The organism is Streptomyces sp. NPDC047886 (genome assembly GCF_043204435.1).
Classification (GTDB): Bacteria; Actinomycetota; Actinomycetes; order Streptomycetales; family Streptomycetaceae; genus Streptomyces.
Map to the genome: position 1 here is coordinate 128,632 of NZ_JBIDCF010000002.1, position 19,856 is coordinate 148,487.

The window sequence follows — 19,856 nt, forward strand, 5'->3', positions numbered from 1 at the left end:
CTAGACGATTTCCGGGGCGAGGACCACCGGCGTACGCGGTGGGCCCTCGGCGAGCAGCGTGCGCAGCAGCTCGGCGAGGCGTGTCGGGTACACCGTCTCACGGGCCGCCGACAGTTCGGCGTAAGTCCACCACCTCAGCCCTCCGACACTGCGGGTCTCCAGCTCGGTCAGCTCGCCGAGCGCCACCGCGGTCTGTGCCGTACGTGCCAGGTAGTACCACTCGTCCTGGTTCCAGCGCCGCCCGGCGAACGGGAAGGAGCACATGCGCCGCCACAGGACCGGGCCGAGCTCCACGTCCGTGACGCCGGTCTCCTCGGCGAGCTCCCGCAGCGCGGCCTGCTCGCGGGTCTCGTCGCCCTCCAGGCCGCCGCCGGGGGTGAACCACCAGCTGTCGGAGGGGTCGTCCGGCTCGTAGCCGTGCAGGAGGAGGATCCGGTCGTCGGGGTCGAGCAGGACGACGCGCGCGACCCTGCGCAGCTCGTCGGCGGGCGGAAGCTCCGGCGAGGGCGGAAGCTCGGAGGCGGGGGGAAGCTCCGGCGAGGGCGGCGGCTCGGAGGCGGGCGGAAGCTCCGGCGAGGGCGGCGGCTCGGAGGCGGGCGGAAGCTCCGGCGAGGGCGGCGGCTCGGAGGCGGGCGGAAGCTCCGGCGAAGGCGGAAGCTCCGGGGCGGGCAGGTCAGGCACCCGCGGCCGCCTTCCGTCCCGTGCCGGGCTTCCGGGACAGGGACCGGGCGACCGGCCCGTACGCCGCCCCGCCGAGGATCAGGGCGGCGCCCGCGACCACGGCCAGGCCCAGTTCTCGTACCGGCCCCGGTCCTGACAGCCCGCCCGGGAGCGCGGCGAAGCCCTGGGGGCGTTCGACCATGTCGCCGAGCGGCCACACCACGGCGTCCACGCGTCCGGTCACGGCCGAGCGCGGGACGGAGCCCTGGCCGGGGTCCTGGAGGTGGACGCGCGAGTCCTGGGAGCTCATGCGCTGGTCGCCGAGGAGGAACAGCTGCCCGTCGGGCACCGTGGCGCTGAACCGCGTCGGGGACGCGGCGTCCTGGTCCCGCAGATACGGTTCGTCGATCCCGGTGCCGTTCACGGTGAGCCGCCCGTCGGTGTCGCAGCAGGCGACCTTGTCGCCGTCCAGGGCGACGACCCGCTTCAGCATGGGCACGTCGCCCCACTGCGGGTCCTTGAAGATCACGACGTCACCGCGCCGTACGTCACCGCCGTCGACGCGCTGCGCCAGGACCCGGTCCCCGGCTGTGATCGTCGGGGTCATCGAGTCGGTGGGGACGGTGTACGGCTGGTACAGCAGGGCGCCCCAGACGAAGCCGCCGAGGAAGAGCACACAGCCGACGGCCACGGCCAGCCCCGACAGCGTGCTGCCGAGGCGGCCGTGGCCGCCCGTACGTACCGTTTCGCTCATCCCAGTGCTCCCCGTCGTCGGAGGTCCGATCCGGGACGGCACCCTACCCGCGGGTCGCTACCGGGCGGTATGCCCCGCGGCGCGTCCTTCGCCGGCCGCGGCCACCGCGTCCGTCGGGACGGTCTGTGCGCGGGCCCCGACGGAGTCCGCCCGTGCGGCCAGCCGATTGCGGCGCCACAGGACGAGGGGCAGCGCTCCGGCGAGGCCCAGGGCCCCGGGTCCTGCGGCCGCGACGGCGGCGCTCAGGCCGGGCCGGTCGAACGTCCCGGGCACCGGCAGCGTGGACCAGCGGGTGACCGGCCAGGCCACCACGACGGCCCGGCCCACGACCTGCTCGTTGGAGACCGTGCCGTTGCCGGGGAGCTCCTGGTGGTAGCGGGAGTCCAGCGAGTTCTGGCGGTTGTCGCCCATCACCCAGATGCTGCCCTGGGGCACCTTGATCGGCCCGAACGGCTCGTCGTCGCAGGGTGTCGAACCGGGGTAGATGTAGGCGGTCTCGTCCAGTTCCTTGCCGTTGAGGACGACCTTGCCGCCCTTCTTGCACTGGACCGTGTCGCCGCCGACCGCGATGACCCGCTTGATCAGGTCCTTGTCCTCCGATGAGGGCATCAGGCCGATGAAGCTGAGGAACTTCTGCAGCACGTTGGGCTCGGGGGCCGTCTCGCCCTCCAGCCAGCCGCCCGGGTCGTGGAAGACGACGACCTCGCCGCGCTCCGGCTCGGAGCCGAACCACGGGGTCAGCTTGTCCACCAGGACCCGGTCCCCGCGCTGCAGGGTGTTCATCATCGAGTCCGACGGAATCGAGAACGCCTGCACCAGGAACGTCTTGATCAGCAGCGCCAGCACCAGCGCGATACCGATCAGCAGCGGCAGTTCCTTCCAGAAGGAGCGCTGTTTCCTGGGCTCCCGGTCACCGGTGGCATCGTCCGGCATGTCATCGCCCTCAGGGTGCTCGGTCGCCTCTGCGGGGGGCTGCCCGGAAGAGCCGGGGGAAGCCTCGGCGAACCCTTCCGGCTTCTTCTCCGGCCCGTCGTGCCCGGATCGTGCGCCGACCGCCACGTCCCCCACATTCACTCCTCACTCCATGCACTTGCCCGCCCCACAGCAGGGGAAGGCCCACCACTCCCATAACGAGCGGGAGTTCCGCAGGGGTCGGGAGCCGGATGAATCCGATGATTCCATCGGGATTCCGAGAGGACACACTATGCGACACACCGCGTGCCGTCGTGGTTCCGGTCGGCGCGTCCGGCACCGAGGCGAAGGTCTCCTGCTCTTCCAGGCGGCGCCAGTGGTCGAAGGGCCAGGCGATGACGACGGCCCGTCCGACCACCCCCTCCTCCGAGACGGTGCCCTGGAACTCCTCGTCGAGGTGGAACCGGGAGTCCGCCGAGCTGGCACGGTGGTCGCCGAGCACGAACAGCCGCCCCGGCGGCACGGTCACGTCGAACTTGATCTCCGAGGGCGCGTTGCCGGGGTGCAGGTACGGCTCGTTCAGCGGTACGCCGTTGACCGTGACCCTGCCGTCCTCGTCGCAGCATCTGACGGTGTCACCGCCGACCGCGACGACGCGTTTGATCAGGTCCTGCTCGTCGTCGGACGGCAGCAGACCGATGAAGGTCAGCGCCTCCTTGACCTGTTTGACGCCGACCGGGTCGTCCTTCTCGGGCTTGCGCTCCTGCTGGAGCCAGCCGCCGGGGTCCTTGAAGACGACGACGTCGCCGCGCTGCGGCCGCGAGCCGAACCAGGGGGTGAGCTTGTCCACCAGCACCCGGTCGTCGACCCGGATCGTCTGCTCCATGGAGCCGGACGGAATGACGAACGCCTGCACCAGGAACGTCTTCAGGACCAGCGCTATCAGCAGGGCCACGCCTATGAGGAGGGGCACCTCCTTGATCGCCGACCGGCGCCTGCGGCGCTTGACCTTCCGCGCCAGCCTGCGCCGCTCGGCCCGGCCGGGCAGTGGCCGTTCCCCGTCGGTCGGGCGGGAGCCGGTGGGCAGCCGGGTGTCCGCGCGGTGGCCGGCGCGCCTGCCGCGGCTACCCATGGCCCGCTCCCCCGCCCACGGCGGCCGGCTCGCCCGCTGCCGGCCGGCCCGGTCCCGTGCCGTGTACGTCCCGCCCGGCTGCTCCCGCGCGGTGTACGTCCCGCCCGGCTGCTCCCGCGCGGTGTACGTCCGGCTCTGCCGCGCCCGCCCCGTGTGCGGCGGACGGCTGCGGTACGGCGTCGAAGGCCGTGGTCGGGTCGAGTGCCGACCAGCGGCCGAAGGGCCAGCCGATCCAGTCGACCCGGCCGATGACCTTGTCCACGGGCACCATGCCGCCGCCCGGCTTGCCCAGGTGGTCGCGGGAGTCACGGGAGTGGCCGCGGTGGTCGCCCATGACCCAGAGGGTGCCCTGGGGCACCACGATGTCGAACGGCACCCGGGACGGGACGTCGCCCGGGTACAGATAGCCGCCCTCGTCGACGGGGAAGCCGTTCACCTCGACCCGGCCCGACTTGTCACAGCACTTCACGCGGTCTCCTCCGACCCCCACGACACGCTTCACGAAATCCGTGTCGGCCGGCTCGGCCAGGCCGACGGCCGCGGCGACCGCCCTCAGGGCGCCGCTGACGGGATTCTCCTCCGGGGCCTCGCGCACGAAGGAGCCGGTGCCGTCGAAGACGAGGACGTCGCCGCGCCGCGGCTCGGCGCCGAAACGGTACGCCTGCTTGTTGACCAGCACCCGGTCCCCCACCCGGAGGGTGGGCTCCATGGAGCCGCTGGGGATCTGGAAGGGCTGCACCACGAAGTGGCTGAAGAGCAGCAGCAGCACCGCGCAGAGCAGTCCGATCAGCCCCAGGGCGCGCCAGGAAAGCGCGAAGCGCGGCCTCGCCCCCGTACCGGTCGGCTCCCCTGTGTCGGGGGCCTGCGGGTCGGAGGTGAGGTCGCGCTCCGTGTGCTGTGCTTCGGTGTCCATCGGGCGAGAGCCTATCCGGCCGCCCTGTGAACGTCTGTTCCGAAGGTGGGGCGTGACAGCGAGCCGGGGGCTCAGTTGTCGCGCTTCTCCTTGATCTTCGCGGCCTTGCCGCGCAGCTCGCGCAGGTAGTACAGCTTGGCGCGACGGACGTCACCGCGGGTCACGAGCTCGATCTTCTCGAAGATCGGGCTGTGCACCGGGAAGGTGCGCTCGACGCCGACGGAGAAGGAGACCTTGCGGACCGTGAAGGTCTCGGAGACGCCCGAGCCCTGGCGGCGGATGACGACGCCCTTGAACTGCTGGATACGGGAGCGGTTGCCCTCGATGACGCGAACGTGGACGTTCACGGTGTCACCGGGACGGAACGCCGGGACGTCGGTCCGCAGGGATGCGGCGTTGACGGTGTCGAGCACATGAGACATGTTCGTCTGCTTCCTCACTGATGCCACAGGTCATCAGCGGCGACTAGAGAATGGGGTTCGGGGCCGTGCCGTCGGGTTCGGCGTCGTGTCCCCCTGTGGCAGGGGCGCCGGCCGGACGTACAGCAGCGCCCTATTCTTCCACGGCCTCTGGCCTGCGCCAAAATCGGCCGCCGGGTTCGGGGGCCCAGCCCAGTATGGAGAGGGTCTCACGGTCCTTCTTGTCGAACGCGGCGGGGTCGCAGCGCTCGATCAGGTCGGGCCGGTTGCGGGCGGTGCGCCGCAGCGCCTCGTCCCTGCGCCAGCGGGCGATCTTCCCGTGATGCCCGCTGAGCAGCACGTCCGGGATGCCCCGTCCGCGCCACTGGGGCGGCTTGGTGTAGACGGGCCCTTCGAGGAGGTTGGCCATGGCCCCGGGGGCGAAGGAGTCGTCCCGGTGGGACTCGGCGTTGCCGAGGACGCCCGGCAGGAGCCGCGCGACGGCCTCGGTGACCACGAGGACGGCGGCCTCGCCGCCGGCGAGGACGTAGTCGCCGATGGAGACCTCGTACACGGGCATACGTGTCGCGTACTCGTCCATCACCCGCCGGTCGATGCCCTCGTACCGGGCGGGTGTGAAGATCAGCCAGGGGCGGTCCGACAGCTCGACGGCGAGCTCCTGGGTGAAGGGCCGCCCGCTGGGTGTGGGGACGACGAGGACGGGGCCGGCGGCGCCCGCCTCGTATCCGGAGGCCAGGACGTCGTCCAGGGCGTCGCCCCACGGGTCGGTCTTCATGACCATGCCGGGCCCGCCGCCGTAGGGCGTGTCGTCCACGGTGTTGTGCCGGTCGTACGTCCAGTTCCGCAGGTCGTGGACGTGCACGTCCAGCCGGCCGCGCGCCCGGGCCTTGCCGACGAGCGAGACGTTCAGCGGCTCCAGGTACTCGGGGAAGATCGTGACGACGTCGAGCCGCATCAGCGCTCGTCCTCGCCGAAGGCCCCGCCACGGGCGCCGGAGCCCTCGCCGGAGCCCTCCGATGCCTTCCCGGAGCCCTCCGGGACCTCGGCGGAGCCCTCCGGGGACTCGCCGGAGCCGTCGTCGGACGCGCGGGACGACGCGATCACCGCGCGGTCGTCGATGAGGCCCGGGGGCGGTGTGATGACGGCCCGCTGCGCCGCGAGGTCGATCTCGGTGACGATCTCCTCCACGAACGGGATCATCACCTCGCTGCCGTCGGGCCGCTCGACCACGAACAGGTCCTGGGACGGCAGGTGGGAGATCTCGGTGATCCGCCCCACCTCGGTGCCGTCGGCGAGGACGACGTCCAGGTCCATGAGCTGGTGGTCGTAGTACTCGTCGGGCTCCTCCGGACGCTCGTCCGGGTCGACCTCGGCGATCAGCAGGGTGTTGCGCAGCGCCTCGGCGGCGTTGCGGTCCCGTACGCCCGCGAAGCGGAGCAGCAGCCGGCCGCTGTGGACGCGGCCCGACTCGATGGTCAGCGGCCCGGCGGTGGGCGGGTCGGTGGCCAGTACGGCGCCGGGGCCGAGCCGCAGCTCGGGCTCGTCCGTACGTACCTCGACGGTGACCTCGCCCTTGATGCCGTGGGCGCGGCCGATCCGTGCGACTACCAGCTGCACGTGAGAACTCTCCTGTCGTACGACGACGGGCCGGGGAGGGCCGTAGCCCTCCCCGGCCCGTGCCGGTGCATCTAAGAAAAACTGGCCAACTCTGGTCAGCGGACCTGATCGACGTCGACGAGGTCGACGCGGATACCACGTCCGCCGATGGCACCGACGACGGTCCGGAGGGCGCGTGCGGTGCGGCCGTTGCGGCCGATCACCTTGCCGAGGTCGTCGGGGTGGACCCGGACCTCGAGTACGCGTCCCCGGCGCAGGTTGCGCGAGGCGACCTGTACGTCGTCGGGGTTGTCGACGATGCCCTTCACGAGGTGCTCGAGAGCCTCCTCGAGCATGCTCAGGCCTCGGTCGACTCGGTGGACGCGGCCGCAGACTCAGTCTCGGCCTCGTCCGCCTTCTTGTCGGCCTTCTTCGCCTTCGGGGTGATGGCCTCACCCTTGGACTCGTCGCCCTCGAGCGCCTTGGCGAAGGCGTCGAAGGAGGCACGCCTGTCCTCCTTGGTCGCCGGGGCCAGCAGCGGCTTCTCCGGGGCGGGCAGACCCTTGTGCTTCTGCCAGTCGCCGGTGAGCTTCAGGATGGCGAGAACCGGCTCGGTCGGCTGGGCGCCGACGGAGAGCCAGTACTGCGCGCGCTCCGAGTCGACCTCGATGCGCGAGGGGTTCTGCACCGGGTGGTACAGACCGATCTCCTCGATGGCCCGGCCGTCACGGCGGGTACGGGAGTCGGCGACGACGATGCGGTAGTGAGGCGAACGGATCTTGCCCAGACGCTTCAGCTTGATCTTGACTGCCACGGGTGTGGTGTCTCCTGGTCTTGACGTGGTTGGGCACAACGAGATGCCACGTGGGGTTGCGGTACCCGAGTGCCCGATGGACGCGTCAGCCGGAGGAGAGAGGGGTCCTGGTCGACTGTCGAGTACAGCCAGCCATTCTGCCACACCCCGGCCGGTCAGCCTGCCGCGCCCACCGTTTCCGGGATACGGAAGGGCTTCCCGCAGCCTCCGCAGACGATCGGCGCCTGCGCCAGGACCGAGGGGACGACGCGGACGTTGCGGCCGCAGTCGCAGACCGCCTTGACCCGTACGCCGCCGCCCGACGAACCGTGCCGGGCGGCCGGTCCCCGGAAGGAGCGCTTGGTGTCGGCGGCCGTCGCGACCGTGTGCGCCTTCAGGGCGCGCTGCAGCCGCTCGATGGTCTGCCGGTAGCGGCGCTTCGCCTCGGGGTTGAGCGTGACCAGGGAGAAGCCGCTGCTGGGATGCGGCTCGTCGGAGTGGTCGAGGCCCATCTCCTCGGCGATCGCCAGGAATCGACGGTTGTGGTAGCGGCCGGCGCGTGAGGTGTCCCGGACTCCTCTCGCGGCGGCGATGCCATGGACTGCCTCATGGAGCAGTCGCTCGAAGGAGAGTTCGGCGCCGCAGGCGGACGACGACTCTCCGATCAGGGACTCGGGCGCGGCGAGATCGGGCAACTCGGGGTGGTACCGCTGAATGTCGGCCCACGCCTGTGCCAGCTCTGCGGCGAGAACAGGTGGTGTCGTGCTCACGTCGTGACAACGAGCCGGAGTGCTGTCGGGTTCCATTCCGGGGCATCCCAAATATTTTGCACGTACCCGTCAGTTGCCATTGATGCGTCCTCACGAGGGCCAGTGCGTTGATCTGCGGAGAAGCCGCTCAGCTCGCACCAAGGTGGTACGTAGCGGCTCGTACGCCCCGGCGCGTACGCCAGGTCGTGCGACCACGGTCCGGGCGGGCCGCCCGGGGCGTGACGCGGTGGCGACAGTACCCGGGGAGTCGCCGGCGTACGGCACCGCCCCCGCTGCCATGGCGGGATTCGCACGCCGCCTCCACTATGGGAGGAGGTTCGTGCCGGCTCGGGGGCGCACGACCGGGGCACGCAAGCATTGCGGCCCAACCCCTGGACGCGGCGGCGGATGCGCAGTTCCCTGGCATACGGGGAGTGCGAGCGCACGCACACGGGGGCTGTCAATCAGGGCAGAGACGCACAGATGGACCTCTCGGCGGATTGGGGCGCTTTCGATGACACCTATGCTCGTCCAGCACCACCCCCACCCGGCCTCGGCCCCTCCGGTATCGGACGCGCCCGGCCGCGCCCGCGACTGGGCGGAGATCCAGGAGCGGATGCTCGTGCCGCTGTACGAGGCGGTGTACGAGCACCTGGAGGTCGGTACCGGAACGCGGCTGCTCGGTCTCGGATGCGGCTCCGGACTCGCCCTGCTGATGGCCGCGGCGCGCGGCGCGCGGGTCACGGGCGTCGACACGGACCACGCGCGCGTGGACCTGGCGCGGGAGCGGCTCCTGCCGGATCCGGGCCCCACCAGGAGCCGCAGCGGCGGGGCGTCACGCGGCACCGGCCAGGGCCACGGCGCGGCTCCCGGGACCAGGCTGCTGTACGGCGAGCCGTCGGACGCCGGTGACCCCACCCGTCCGGCGTACAACCTCATCACGGCGTTTCACCCGATCGGCTGCGCCTCGGGCGACTCCGAGGACCTCGTCCCCGCGCTCCTGTCGGCCGTTCCCCTCGCGGAGCGGGGCGGCGCCGTCGTCCTGGCCGGCTGGGGCCCGCCCGAGCGGTGCGCCGCGTCCGCCGTGTTCCGGGTGGCCGGGCGGCTGAGCGAGCGGCTGCGGAGCGGCGCCGGGTGGCGCCCCGCCCTCCGGGACGATCTGGAGGAGGTGGCGGAACGGGCCGGGCTGCGCCCCGACGGTTCGGGGCGGGTGGCGTGCCCCTTCGGATACGCCGACACGGACAGCGCCGTACGCGGTCTGCTGTCGACCGGTCTGTTCGACGCGGCGGTCGAGGCGTCGGACCAGGCGACCGTCGAGAAGGAGATCACCGAGGCCCTCCATCCGCACGTACGGCAGGACGGCACGGTGTGGATGCCGAACGTGTTCCGGTACCTCGTGGCCCGGATTCCGTAGGACCGTCACGCCACGGGCCGTCGCGGCACGGCCTCACGGCACCGGCCGTGACGGCACGGACCGGCCGTCGCGGCACGGGCCTCACGGCACCGGCCGTCGCGGCACGGACCGTCGCAGCACGGCCGGCCGTCGCGGCACGGCCGGTGCGGCGGGGGCGGCCTCCGCTGATTGGCGAGAACACCACGCATGGGTAACGGGCACCCGCGAAGGCGGGTGCCCCTTACATGACCGCTGTGCGTCCACGCGGGACGCGTCCGTCGACCGCTCGCGGTCGCGCCGGCGGTCCGCCGTGGTCGGCGTCAGCCCATGAACTTCTTGAACTCGTCGGGCAGCTCGAAGTCCTTGCCCGGCTCCCCGGCGGGCAGCCCGAACGCCCCGCCCTGCTGGGCCGCCTGCTCGCGGCGCGCCGCCGCGGCCTGCTCCTCGGCCTTCCGCTTCATCGGGTTGCCGCTCTTGCGCTTGCCCTTGGCCTGCTTCTGCTGCTTCTTCTGCCGGCCGGGACCGCCGCCCATGCCCGGGATGCCGGGCATGCCGGGCATGCCGCCGCCCTGCGCCATGCGCGACATCATCTTGCGGGCGTCGAAGAACCGCTCGACCAGCGACTTGACGGCGCTGACCTCGACACCGGAACCCCTGGCGATACGCGCCCGGCGGGAGCCGTTGATGATCGTCGGGTCCTGGCGCTCGCCCGGCGTCATCGACTTGATGATCGCGGCCGTACGGTCGACGTCACGCTCGTCGATGTTGTTGATCTGGTCCTTCATCTGGGCCATGCCGGGCAGCATGCCCAGCAGCTTCGAGAGGGAGCCCATCTTCCGGACCTGCTCCATCTGGGCCAGGAAGTCGTCGAGCGTGAAGTCCTTGCCCTTGCTGCTCGCCAGCTTGGAGGCCATCTTGGCGGCCTCTTCCTGGCTGTAGGTCTGCTCGACCTTCTCGATCAGCGAGAGGACGTCACCCATGCCCAGGATGCGGGACGCCATGCGGTCCGGGTGGAACGCGTCGAAGTCGTCCAGCTTCTCGCCGTTGGAGGCGAACATGATCTGGCGGCCGGTGACGTGCGCGATCGAGAGCGCCGCACCGCCTCGGGCGTCGCCGTCGAGCTTGGACAGGACGACACCGTCGAAGCCGACGCCGTCGCGGAACGCCTCGGCGGTGTTGACGGCGTCCTGACCGATCATCGCGTCGACGACGAAGAGGATCTCCTGCGGCTGCACGGCGTCACGGATGTCCGCGGCCTGCTCCATCATCTCCTGGTCGATGCCCAGGCGACCCGCGGTGTCGACGATGACGATGTCGAACTGCTTGGTCCGCGCGTACTCGAGGGAGTCCTTGGCGACCTGGACCGGGTCGCCCACGCCGTTGCCCGGCTGCGGGGCGTAGACGCCGACACCGGCGCGCTCGGCGACCACGGAGAGCTGGTTGACGGCGTTGGGCCGCTGCAGGTCGCAGGCGACGAGGAGGGGCGAGTGCCCCTGGCTCTTCAGCCAGCGGCCGAGCTTTCCGGCGAGGGTCGTCTTACCGGCACCCTGGAGACCGGCGAGCATGATCACGGTCGGCGCGGTCTTGGCGAACCGCAGGCGGCGGGTCTCGCCGCCGAGGATGCCGACCAGCTCGTCGTTGACGATCTTGATGAACTGCTGGGCGGGGTTCAGGGCCTTGGAGACCTCGGCGCCGAGCGCCCGCTCCTTGACCTGCTTGATGAAGGTCCGGACGACGGGCAGGGCGACGTCCGCCTCGAGCAGCGCGATACGGATCTCACGTGCCGTGGCGTCGATGTCGGCCTCACTGAGGCGGCCCTTGCCCCTGAGGTTCTTGAAAGTCGCGCTGAGGCGGTCGGAGAGCGTATCGAACACGGCGGTCGCGGATCCTCGGGTCTAGGGAGCGGGCGGACAGTCGGACTCAAGGGTATCCGGCCGTGCGACGTCCATGCCCTCGGCCGTGGGAACTCGCGGCCGAGGGCATGGACGTTCCGCTGTCGCCGGGCGGGCACGGTCACGGCGCGGACAGCGCCTGCTCCAGGTCCTTGGCCACGGTGAGGGCGTCCGCCGGCGGCAGTGGCGCTCCCTTGGCGTCGGTCACGTAGAAGGCGTCCACCGCGTTCGAGCCCAGCGTCGACACGTGTGCGCTCCGCACCCGCACGTCCGCGCCCTCCAGTGCCCTGCCGATGCGGTGCAGCAGCCCGGGGGCGTCCTGGGCGCGCACCTCGATGACCGTCGCGAGGCTCGACCCGGCCGGGGCGACGGTCACCCGGGGCGGGGGCGCCGTGAGGCCGCGCCTTCTGGGGTAGGCGGCCTCGCGCTCGGCCAGCCGGGACCGGATGTCGAGGGAGCCGTCCAGGGCGCGGACGAGGTCGGCGCGGAGCCGGGTGGGCTGCGGGAGGGAGCCGTATTCGGCGGCGACGCGCCAGTTCAGTACGAGGACGGCGGCGGAGCCGAGCTCCGTGGGCAGTTCGACCGCTCGCAGGTCGGCGGAGCGGACGGTGAGCCGGTGCAGGGCGAGGACGCCGGCGACGGCGGGCAGCACGCCCGGCTGGTCGGGCAGGGCGATGAGCAGTTCGACGCCGACCGGCTCGGGTTCGCCGGTCTCGGGCGGGGCGGCGGGCTGGGCGTGCAGGGTGAGCACGGGTTCACCGGTGCGCAGGGCCTCGACGGCGTGCCGTTCCTGTTCGGCGCTGGGCGCTGCGGGTTCGGGTGCGGCGGGTGCGTCGCCCGCGAGGCGGCCGGCGACGCGTTTGACGAGGTCGGCGACGAGGGAGCCGCGCCAGGTGGACCAGGCGGCGGGTCCCGTGGCGAGGGCGTCGGCTTCGGTGAGGGCGTGGAGGAGTTCGAGGGTGGACAGGGAGCCGACGGCGTCGGCGACGGACTGGACGGTCGCCGGGTCGTCCAGGTCCCGCCGGGTGGCGGTGTCGATGAGCAGCAGGTGGTGGCGGACGAGTGTGGCGAGGACGTCGGCGTCGGTCCGGTCGAAGCCGACGCGTACGGCGACGTCCCTCGCGATGGTCTCGCCCGCGACGGAGTGGTCGCCGGGCCAGCCCTTGCCGATGTCGTGCAGGAGGGCGGCGACGAGCAGGAGGTCGGGGCGGCCGACGCGGCGGGTCAGGGAGGCGGCCCGTACGGCGGCTTCGACCAGGTGGCGGTCGACGGTCCAGGTGTGGACGGGGTTGCGCTGGGGCCTGCACCGTACGCGTTCCCAGTCGGGGATGAGCCGGGTGATGAGCCCTTCGGCTTCCAGGGCCTCCCAGACGGCGACGGTCGGTTCGCCGGCCCCGAGGAGGGTGACGAGTTCCTCGCGTGCCTCGGCGGGCCAGGGCACGGGCAGCGGCTTCGCGGTCCCGGCGAGGCGGCGGACGGCGTGCAGGGAGAGGGGGAGGCCGGACTGGGCGGCAGCGGCGGCGGCGCGCAGGGGGAGCACGGGGTCGCGTTCGGGGCGCGCGGTGCGGGCGAGGACGACTTCGCCGTCCATCTCGACCACGCCTTCGGCGAGGGGGGTGCGTTCGGGCTGGGGCTTGCCGCGGCCGCCGCCGAGCATGGCGCGCAGCCGGGGCCGTACGGACCGGGCCTTGAGGACGCGGTTGACCTCGCGCCAGGTGACGTCGGTGGCGTACGAGATGACGCGCGCCGCTTCGTACACCTCGCGGAGCAGGGTGTCGGCGTCGAGGAGGCCGAGGGCGCCGGCGACCTGGTCCTGTTCCTGGAGGGCGAGGCGGTCGGTGGCGCGGCCGGTGGTGAGGTGGAGGGCGTCGCGGGTGTCGAGGAGGCGGCGGCGGGCGTCGGCGAGACCTTCGCGGGGGGCGTCGGCGAGCCAGGACGCGGCGACGGCGCGCAGGGCGGTGGCGTCGCGGAGTCCGCCGCGGGCCTCCTTGAGGTCGGGCTCCAGGAGGAACTGGAGTTCGCCGTTGCGTTCGGCGCGTTCGCGGCACAGCTCGTCGAGTTCCGGCAGGCGCTTGGGTGCCTGGTTGCGCCAGTCGGCGAGGACGGCGGAGCGCAGGGTGGTGACCAGTCCGAGGTCTCCGGCGACGTGGCGGGCGTCGAGCAGGCCGAGCTGGACCTTGAGGTCGTCGCCGGCCGTCCTGCGGGCTTCGGCGGGTGTGCGGACGGAGTGGTCGAGGGCGAGGCCGAGGTCCCAGACCGGGTACCAGACGCGGTCGGCGAGGGAGGCGATGGCGCCGGGGTCGGCGCTGCCGTCGTGGAGGAGGAGCAGGTCGAGGTCGCTGCGCGGGGAGAGCTCGCCGCGTCCGTAGCCGCCGACGGCGACGAGGGCGGTGCCGCGTGGCGGGGCCGCCGCGGTGAAGAGCGCGGCGAGCCATTCGTCGGTGATCCGGGCCAGGGCGGCACGGCGCGGCGGCCCGGACCGCGCCTCCTCCTGGAGGAGGCGCAGCCGGGCCGCCGCGTAGCCGCCGGGTCCCGAGTCTTCGGTCGTGTCGTTCAGCTCAAGGCTCGTCACCCGGCAGCTCCTTACAGTGCGTCGGGTCCGCGCTCGCCGGTACGGACTCGTACCGCCGTTTCCACCGGGACGCTCCAGACCTTGCCGTCACCGATCTTGCCGGTGCGGGCGGCCTTGACGACGACCTCGATGAGCTGTTCGGCGTCGTCGTCCTCGACCAGCACCTCGATGCGGATCTTGGGGACGAGGTCGACGGTGTACTCGGCGCCCCGGTAGACCTCGGTGTGGCCGCGCTGGCGTCCGTATCCGCTGGCCTCGGTGACGGTCAGGCCCTGGACTCCGAAGGCCTGGAGGGCCTCCTTGATCTCGTCCAGCCGGTGCGGCTTGACGATCGCGGTGATGAGCTTCATGCGTCCACCTTCTTCTGCGCTGCTGCCACGGTCTCGCTCGGGGCCGGTACGGCCTTGCGGGGGGCGGCGCCGCCACCGGCCCCGCTGAAGTCGTACGCGGTCTCGGCGTGCTCGACCTGGTCGATGCCGGAGACCTCGTCGTCCTCGCTGACCCGCATGCCGATCGTCTTGTGGATGATCAGGGCGAGGACGGCGGAGACGACCAGAGAGTAGGCGAGGACGGCCGCGACACCGATGATCTGCTTGATCAGCTGGTCGACGCCGCCTCCGTAGAAGAGGCCCTTGGCGTCGGACTGGACGCCGCCGGTGGCGAAGAAGCCGACGAGGACGGAGCCGATGACACCGCCGACGAGGTGGACGCCGATGACGTCGAGGGAGTCGTCGTAGCCGAACCTGTACTTCAGGCCGACGGCCATGGCGCAGAGCAGACCGGCGATGGCGCCGACGGCGATCGCGCCGAGCGGGCTGACGGCACCGCCGGCGGGCGTGATGGCGACGAGGCCGGCGACGGCGCCGGAGGCGGCGCCGAGGGTGGTGCAGGCGCCGTGGCGGACCTTCTCGTAGCCGAGCCAGGCGAGCATGGCGGCGGCGGTGGCGACCTGGGTGTTGACGAACATCACGGCGCCGACGCCGTCGTCGTTGCCGAGCCAGGAGCCGGCGTTGAAGCCGAACCAGCCGAACCACAGCAGTCCGGCGCCGAGCATGACCAGCGGCAGGCTGTGCGGGCGCATCGGGTCCTTCTTGAAGCCGACGCGCTTGCCGATGACGAGGATGACGCCGAGGGCGGCGGCACCCGCGTTGATGTGGACGGCGGTACCGCCCGCGAAGTCGATGACGCCCATGTCGAAGAGCCAGCCGCCCTCGCCCCAGACCCAGTGGGCGACGGGGAAGTAGACGACGGTGACCCAGAGGGCGATGAAGAGGGCCCAGGCGCCGAACTTGACGCGGTCGGCGAGGGCGCCGCTGATCAGGGCGGGGGTGATGACGGCGAACATCAGCTGGAAGACGGCGAACACGAAGACCGGGATGGTCGTGGCGCCCCACAGCTCGTCACGTCCGATGCCGCTCAGCCCGACGAACTCGGAGGACCAGCCGATGACCGATCCGCTGTCGGTGCCGAAGGCGATGCTGAATCCGTAGAGCACCCACAGGATCGTGACGATCCCGAGGCTGATGAAGCTCATCATCAGCATGTTGAGGGTGCTTTTGACGCGGACCATGCCTCCGTAGAAGAAGGCCAGGCCCGGTGTCATGAGCATCACCATGGCGGAGCAGATGAGCATGAAGCCGGTGTTGGCGGCAGAGAGGGTGGGTGCTTCCTCTGCGGCAAGCGTCAGGATGCCTGGGGGCATCGGCGTCTCCTCGTCGTCGGTACGGCCTGTGCGGGGCGCGGAGCCGGGGGTGCTGCGCGGCTTGAGGGGTGGCCGGTTATGCGCCAGAGGTTGGCGCAGCGCCGTTTCCGTCGATGCCGCACCGTGTTTCGCCGCAGTGACGAACGGGGGTGGTGTGTTACGTCACCATGAACTGCCGGATCACGGATGAGTAACGGGCGTACCCTCTGCGCACGTGTCGCGCGCGGGGGCCCCGGGACGCGGACCGGCCGCGACAGCACCCGTTGACCTGGCGGTGGGGGAACCGAGTCGGGCTGTACGGGGTGCTGTCGCGGCCGGAGTCTTCGGGCCTCGGACGGCCTCGGCGACCTGCCGGAGCCTCGGGGCGTCAGACGGCCTCGGCGACCTGGGGAAGTTCGGCGGAGAGGACGTCGGTGATCTGGACGACCTGGGGGACGTCGCGGAAGTCGCGGGCGGCGGTGTCGACGGTCTTGCGGAGCCGGTTGTTGACCCGCTCGGAGCGGACCTTCTTGGCGACCCCGAGGGCCTGCTGCGCGTACGCGGTGGCCTGCTCGGGTTCCCGCTTGAGGAGGTGGACGGTGGCCATGCCGACGAGGTTGAGCGCGTACGACCGCTGGTGCTCGGTGTCCTGCTCGAAGAGCTGGACGGCCCGCATCATCACGGGTTCGGCGAGCGAGGCGTAGGTGGGGCTGCGGCCGGCGACATAGGCGAGGTCCCGGTACGAGTGGGAGTTCTCGCCGTTGAGTTCGGCCTCGGAGAAGAAGCGGATCCAGTCGGGCTCGGGCTCGCCGTCGAGGCCGACGTCGGCGAAGGTGTCCTCGGCCATGCGCACGGCCCGCTTGCACTTGCTGGGCTGGCCCATGTTGGCGTACGCGCGGGCCTCCATCGCATACAGCATGGCCTGGGTGCGGGCGGTGGCGCAGTCTCGGCTGCCGTACTGGGCGAGGTGGATGAGTTCGAGGGCGTCGTCGGGCCGTCCGAGGTGGATCATCTGGCGGCTCATCGAGGAGAGGATGTACGAGCCGAGCGGCTTGTCGCCCGCCTCCTTGGCGGCGTGCAGGGCGAGCACGAAGTACTTCTGGGCGGTGGGCTGGAGCCCCACGTCGTAGCTCATCCAGCCGGCCAGTTCGGCGAGTTCGGCCGCGCACCGGAAGAGCCGCTGCGTCGTGGCGGCCGGGTGGGTCTCCTGCAGCAGGTCGGTGACCTCGTGGAGCTGGCCGACGACGGCCTTGCGGCGCAGGCCGCCGCCGCACTGGGCGTCCCACTGGCGGAACATGGCGGTGGTGGATTCCAGGAGTTCCAGCTCCGGCTGGGAGAGCCGGGTGGAGCGGCGGCCGGTCGCGGGCGCTTCGGTGCGGCCGGGTTCGGCGGCCGGGGTGGGCACCAGCCAGCGCTGCATGGGCTCGATGAGGGTGGGTCCCGCGGCCAGGGCGAGCGAGGTCCCGAGGAAGCCGCGCCGGGCCAGCATCAGGTCGCTGCGGGAGAACTCGCTGAGGAGGGAGACGGTCTGGGGGCCCGCCCAGGGGAGGTCGACGCCGGACACCGAGGGTGACTGGTGCGCCGTGCGCAGACCCAGGTCCTCGACGGCGACCACGGTGCCGAACCGCTCGGAGAACAACTCGGACAGGATGCGCGGGATCGGCTCGCGCGGCTGTTCGCCGTCGAGCCAGCGCCGCACGCGCGAGGTGTCGGTGCTGATGTGGTGTGCGCCCATCTGGCGCGCCCGACGGTTCACTTGCCGCGCGAGCTCGCCCTTGGACCAGCCGCTGCGCACGAACCACGAGCTCAGTTGCCCGTTCGGGCGCTTGCCGGCATTCGTACCGTCTGCGCCGCTGCCGCCCACTGGAACGCCCCCATCCGCTGAATAGCCTGTTACGCGAACCCTTACCAGAATGCCGTCAGTTGTGGCTCGCCGTCCCCGGGTCGCGCCCTCCGCAGGGGAGCCGTCTTGCCTGCGGCATACCCGCGAACGCGCCCGATACCCCCGGGGTTCGTGCACCGAAAGTAATCCTACGATCACCGGTCGCGCGAGGCGGATTCCATAAACGCCACCATTCGCCACCCCTTCGAATGAACGCGCCTGGCGCGGGGCGCGATTCACTTGACAGACGACGATCAGGAGCCGGGCGGACCGATGTACGAGGAGGCGCGTGCGACGTCTCGCACCACCGCATGCACCTCCGCGCGCCACCCGTTCGGGGCAGGGCGCGACGCACGGTCACGGTGACACTCCGAGTCGTAACCACCGGCGAGTCACACCCGTTGGAGGGGGCATGGGCTTCACGATCGGCGGCACACGCATCCGCGACATGCGGTCCGGATGGACGGGGTTGTCCGGCTTCGCGGGGTTGACGGGACTGCCCGGCTCCCGTCGCCGCGGCACCCGTACGGCCGAGTGCACCGTGGTGGCCGAGTACACCGGCCTGTGGGGCTGGGACGTGGTGCCGGGCGCGCGTGCCGCGTCCGGCCGGTGCTCCTGCGGCGACGCCGGCTGCGCGGCGCCGGGCGCGCACCCGCTGGGCTTCGCCCCGGAGGTCCCGGCGGGCGCCACGCTCGACACGGTCGCCGACGCGTGGTCGCGGTTCCCGGGCGCGGCGCTGATGCTGCCGGTCGGGCGGACGTTCGATGTTCTGGAGGTGGCCGAGGCGGCGGGCCGCCGCGCCCTCGTACGCCTCGAACGGATGGGGCTGCCGCTGGGCCCGGTCTGCGTCACCCCGTCGGGCCGCGCCCAGTTCTTCGTGGCGCCCGGCGCTGCCGCCGAACTGCCCCGGCTCCTCTACCGCATGGGCTGGGACGACGCGGATCTCGACCTGCACTGTCTGGGTCCGGGCGACCACATCACGGCTCCGCCGTCGGACCACGCGGGCCTCGGCCCGTCCCGCTGGCTGCGGCCCCCGTCGCTGGACGCCACGCACACCCCGCCCCAGGCCCGCCTACTGCTGGGCACCCTGGCGTACATCAGCCACCGCTCCCCCGCGTAACGCCCGGTGGGGGCGGGAGCGTCCAGAACGCTCCCTCCCCCACCGGCGCGAGGCGGCAACCCGTGGACGAGTCAGACGGGCCAGACGGGCCAGACGGGCCAGGGGGCCGGGGTCAGGCGGACTCGCCGATCAGGGCGTCGACGAAGGCCTCCGGCTCGAAGGGGGCCAGGTCGTCCGGGCCCTCGCCCAGGCCGACCAGCTTCACCGGGACGCCCAGCTCACGCTGGACCGCGATCACGATGCCGCCCTTGGCGGTGCCGTCCAGCTTGGTGAGCACGATGCCGGTGATGTCCACGACCTCCGCGAAGACCCGCGCCTGGACCAGGCCGTTCTGCCCGGTCGTGGCGTCCAGCACCAGCAGCACCTCGTCCAGCGGCCCGTGCTTCTCCACGACGCGCTTGACCTTGCCGAGCTCGTCCATCAGGCCCGTCTTGGTGTGCAGCCGGCCCGCGGTGTCGATGAGCACCACGTCGGCGCCCTCCGCGATGCCCTCCTTGACCGCGTCGAACGCGATCGACGCCGGGTCGCCGCCCTCGGGCCCGCGCACGGTGCGGGCGCCGACGCGCTCGCCCCAGGTCTGCAGCTGGTCCGCGGCCGCCGCGCGGAACGTGTCCGCCGCGCCGAGGACGACCGAGCGCCCGTCGGCGACGAGCACGCGCGCGAGCTTGCCGGTCGTCGTGGTCTTGCCGGTGCCGTTCACGCCGACGACCATGACGACGCCGGGCGTGTCCATGCCGCTCTCGGTCTTCACGGCGCGGTCGAAGTCCGTGCCGAGAAGGGCGATGAGCTCCTCGCGCAGCAGTGCGCGCAGCTCCGCCGGACTGCGCGTACCGAGCACCTTCACCCGCTCGCGCAGCCGCTCCACGAGCTCCTGGGTGGGGGCGACACCGACGTCGGCGGTGAGGAGGGTCTCCTCGATCTCCTCCCAGGTGTCCTCGTCGAGGTGCTCGCGGGACAGCAGCGTCAGCAGCCCCCTGCCGAGCGAGTTCTGTGAACGCGCGAGCCGCGCGCGCAGCCGGACGAGCCGGCCGGCGGTCGGCTCGGGAACCTCGATCTCCGGGGCGTGCGGCGGGGCGACGACCGGGTCCTCGATCGCGACGGGCGTCTCGACCGCCTCTTCGGCGGTGGGGAGGTCGACCTCCTCGATCGTGCGGCGCGGCTCTTCACGTGGTGTCTCCGCCTCGTCGCCGACGTGCGGCTCGGCGGGCGGAGCGGTGATGGTCGGCGTGGCCGACGGGGCCTCGGGCGGCGGCAGCTGCTTCTGCTTACGGCCGCTCACCACGAGGTAGCCGGTCAGTCCGACCGCGACCAGGGCGATGACTACAGCAAGGATGACGAATTCCATAACGCGTCCAGTATCGGCCACGACCGGTCGGACCGAGTGGTGG

Annotated in this window: 18 protein-coding genes and 1 pseudogene; 2 read left to right on the forward strand and 17 right to left on the reverse strand. The window is 72.0% G+C overall.

Going from position 1 to position 19,856, the window contains the following annotated elements:
* From ACGF5U_RS06325 to ACGF5U_RS06375, 11 genes and pseudogenes are all read right to left on the reverse strand, one after another.
* Complete coding sequence (locus ACGF5U_RS06325) at positions 1–477, reverse strand: NUDIX hydrolase (protein ID WP_392711277.1); 477 nt, start codon at positions 475–477, stop codon at positions 1–3.
* A gap of 196 nt (positions 478–673) precedes the next feature.
* On the reverse strand, positions 674–1,414 hold the full coding sequence (lepB, locus tag ACGF5U_RS06330; RefSeq protein ID WP_392710808.1) for a signal peptidase I: 741 nt from the start codon (positions 1,412–1,414) through the stop codon (positions 674–676).
* Positions 1,415–1,471: 57 nt separating this feature from the next.
* Positions 1,472–2,473 carry a signal peptidase I gene (gene lepB, locus ACGF5U_RS06335; protein WP_392710809.1) on the reverse strand — a complete coding sequence of 334 codons (1,002 nt, stop codon included), beginning with the start codon at positions 2,471–2,473 and terminating at the stop codon, positions 1,472–1,474.
* Complete coding sequence (gene lepB / locus ACGF5U_RS06340) at positions 2,358–3,458, reverse strand: signal peptidase I (RefSeq protein WP_392710810.1); 1,101 nt, start codon at positions 3,456–3,458, stop codon at positions 2,358–2,360. Before lepB (ACGF5U_RS06340) ends, lepB (ACGF5U_RS06335) begins: the two co-directional genes overlap by 116 nt.
* Before the next feature lie 148 nt (positions 3,459–3,606).
* Positions 3,607–4,371: pseudogene (gene lepB / locus ACGF5U_RS06345) on the reverse strand (signal peptidase I); the annotation flags it as partial.
* Between the two features lie 71 nt (positions 4,372–4,442).
* Positions 4,443–4,793 carry a 50S ribosomal protein L19 gene (rplS, locus tag ACGF5U_RS06350; protein WP_149178920.1) on the reverse strand — a complete coding sequence of 117 codons (351 nt, stop codon included), beginning with the start codon at positions 4,791–4,793 and terminating at the stop codon, positions 4,443–4,445.
* A 130-nt stretch (positions 4,794–4,923) separates the two neighbouring features.
* Positions 4,924–5,745: a tRNA (guanosine(37)-N1)-methyltransferase TrmD gene (trmD, locus tag ACGF5U_RS06355; RefSeq protein ID WP_392710811.1), complete on the reverse strand. Its 822-nt coding sequence runs from the start codon at positions 5,743–5,745 to the stop codon at positions 4,924–4,926.
* Complete coding sequence (gene rimM, locus ACGF5U_RS06360) at positions 5,745–6,407, reverse strand: ribosome maturation factor RimM (RefSeq protein ID WP_392710812.1); 663 nt, start codon at positions 6,405–6,407, stop codon at positions 5,745–5,747. The genes trmD and rimM overlap by 1 nt, the downstream gene beginning before the upstream one ends.
* Positions 6,408–6,502: 95 nt before the next feature.
* Positions 6,503–6,742, reverse strand: coding sequence for an RNA-binding protein (locus ACGF5U_RS06365; RefSeq protein ID WP_005311361.1), 240 nt, complete (start codon positions 6,740–6,742; stop codon positions 6,503–6,505).
* A 2-nt stretch (positions 6,743–6,744) separates the two neighbouring features.
* Positions 6,745–7,200, reverse strand: coding sequence for a 30S ribosomal protein S16 (rpsP, locus tag ACGF5U_RS06370; RefSeq protein ID WP_392710813.1), 456 nt, complete (start codon positions 7,198–7,200; stop codon positions 6,745–6,747).
* Between the two features lie 155 nt (positions 7,201–7,355).
* The gene (locus ACGF5U_RS06375; protein WP_392710814.1) at positions 7,356–7,949 is read right to left on the reverse strand and encodes a hypothetical protein; all 594 of its coding nucleotides are present in this window, start codon (positions 7,947–7,949) and stop codon (positions 7,356–7,358) included.
* Between the two features lie 493 nt (positions 7,950–8,442).
* Between ACGF5U_RS06375 and ACGF5U_RS06380 the strand changes: the two genes are divergently transcribed.
* Positions 8,443–9,342: a methyltransferase domain-containing protein gene (locus ACGF5U_RS06380; RefSeq protein WP_392710815.1), complete on the forward strand. Its 900-nt coding sequence runs from the start codon at positions 8,443–8,445 to the stop codon at positions 9,340–9,342.
* A gap of 299 nt (positions 9,343–9,641) precedes the next feature.
* Here ACGF5U_RS06380 and ffh read toward each other — a convergent pair whose 3' ends face one another.
* The 5 genes from ffh to ACGF5U_RS06405 all read right to left on the reverse strand — a co-directional run bounded on the left by ffh (position 9,642) and on the right by ACGF5U_RS06405 (position 17,330).
* Positions 9,642–11,195, reverse strand: coding sequence for a signal recognition particle protein (gene ffh, locus ACGF5U_RS06385; protein ID WP_392710816.1), 1,554 nt, complete (start codon positions 11,193–11,195; stop codon positions 9,642–9,644).
* 139 nt (positions 11,196–11,334) lie between these two features.
* Positions 11,335–13,785 (reverse strand): [protein-PII] uridylyltransferase, encoded by a 2,451-nt coding sequence (locus tag ACGF5U_RS06390; RefSeq protein ID WP_392710817.1) that lies wholly within the window; start codon positions 13,783–13,785, stop codon positions 11,335–11,337.
* An 11-nt stretch (positions 13,786–13,796) separates the two neighbouring features.
* The gene (locus tag ACGF5U_RS06395; protein ID WP_392710818.1) at positions 13,797–14,135 is read right to left on the reverse strand and encodes a P-II family nitrogen regulator; all 339 of its coding nucleotides are present in this window, start codon (positions 14,133–14,135) and stop codon (positions 13,797–13,799) included.
* Positions 14,132–15,487 (reverse strand): ammonium transporter, encoded by a 1,356-nt coding sequence (locus ACGF5U_RS06400; RefSeq protein WP_392710819.1) that lies wholly within the window; start codon positions 15,485–15,487, stop codon positions 14,132–14,134. The genes ACGF5U_RS06395 and ACGF5U_RS06400 overlap by 4 nt, the downstream gene beginning before the upstream one ends.
* Positions 15,488–15,854: 367 nt before the next feature.
* Positions 15,855–17,330 carry a hypothetical protein gene (locus ACGF5U_RS06405; RefSeq protein WP_392710820.1) on the reverse strand — a complete coding sequence of 492 codons (1,476 nt, stop codon included), beginning with the start codon at positions 17,328–17,330 and terminating at the stop codon, positions 15,855–15,857.
* 430 nt (positions 17,331–17,760) lie between these two features.
* On the opposite strand from ACGF5U_RS06405, the gene ACGF5U_RS06410 reads away from it, so the two are divergent.
* Complete coding sequence (locus ACGF5U_RS06410) at positions 17,761–18,468, forward strand: bifunctional DNA primase/polymerase (RefSeq protein WP_392710821.1); 708 nt, start codon at positions 17,761–17,763, stop codon at positions 18,466–18,468.
* 112 nt (positions 18,469–18,580) lie between these two features.
* On the opposite strand, the gene ftsY is transcribed toward ACGF5U_RS06410, so the two are convergent.
* Positions 18,581–19,813, reverse strand: a complete 1,233-nt coding sequence (ftsY, locus tag ACGF5U_RS06415) for a signal recognition particle-docking protein FtsY (RefSeq protein ID WP_392710822.1) — start codon at positions 19,811–19,813, stop codon at positions 18,581–18,583.
* Positions 19,814–19,856 lie beyond the last annotated feature (43 nt).

Coding starts and splice junctions, on each gene's coding strand:
- lepB (WP_392710808.1), bottom strand. CDS start 1,414: ATGAGCGAAACGGTACGTACGGGCGGCCACGGCCGCCTCGGCAGCACG.
- lepB (WP_392710810.1), bottom strand. CDS start 3,458: ATGGGTAGCCGCGGCAGGCGCGCCGGCCACCGCGCGGACACCCGGCTG.
- rplS (WP_149178920.1), bottom strand. CDS start 4,793: ATGTCTCATGTGCTCGACACCGTCAACGCCGCATCCCTGCGGACCGAC.
- trmD (WP_392710811.1), bottom strand. CDS start 5,745: ATGCGGCTCGACGTCGTCACGATCTTCCCCGAGTACCTGGAGCCGCTG.
- ACGF5U_RS06365 (WP_005311361.1), bottom strand. CDS start 6,742: ATGCTCGAGGAGGCTCTCGAGCACCTCGTGAAGGGCATCGTCGACAAC.
- ACGF5U_RS06380 (WP_392710815.1), top strand. CDS start 8,443: ATGACACCTATGCTCGTCCAGCACCACCCCCACCCGGCCTCGGCCCCT.
- ACGF5U_RS06395 (WP_392710818.1), bottom strand. CDS start 14,135: ATGAAGCTCATCACCGCGATCGTCAAGCCGCACCGGCTGGACGAGATC.
- ACGF5U_RS06400 (WP_392710819.1), bottom strand. CDS start 15,487: ATGCCCCCAGGCATCCTGACGCTTGCCGCAGAGGAAGCACCCACCCTC.
- ACGF5U_RS06410 (WP_392710821.1), top strand. CDS start 17,761: ATGGGCTTCACGATCGGCGGCACACGCATCCGCGACATGCGGTCCGGA.
- ftsY (WP_392710822.1), bottom strand. CDS start 19,813: ATGGAATTCGTCATCCTTGCTGTAGTCATCGCCCTGGTCGCGGTCGGA.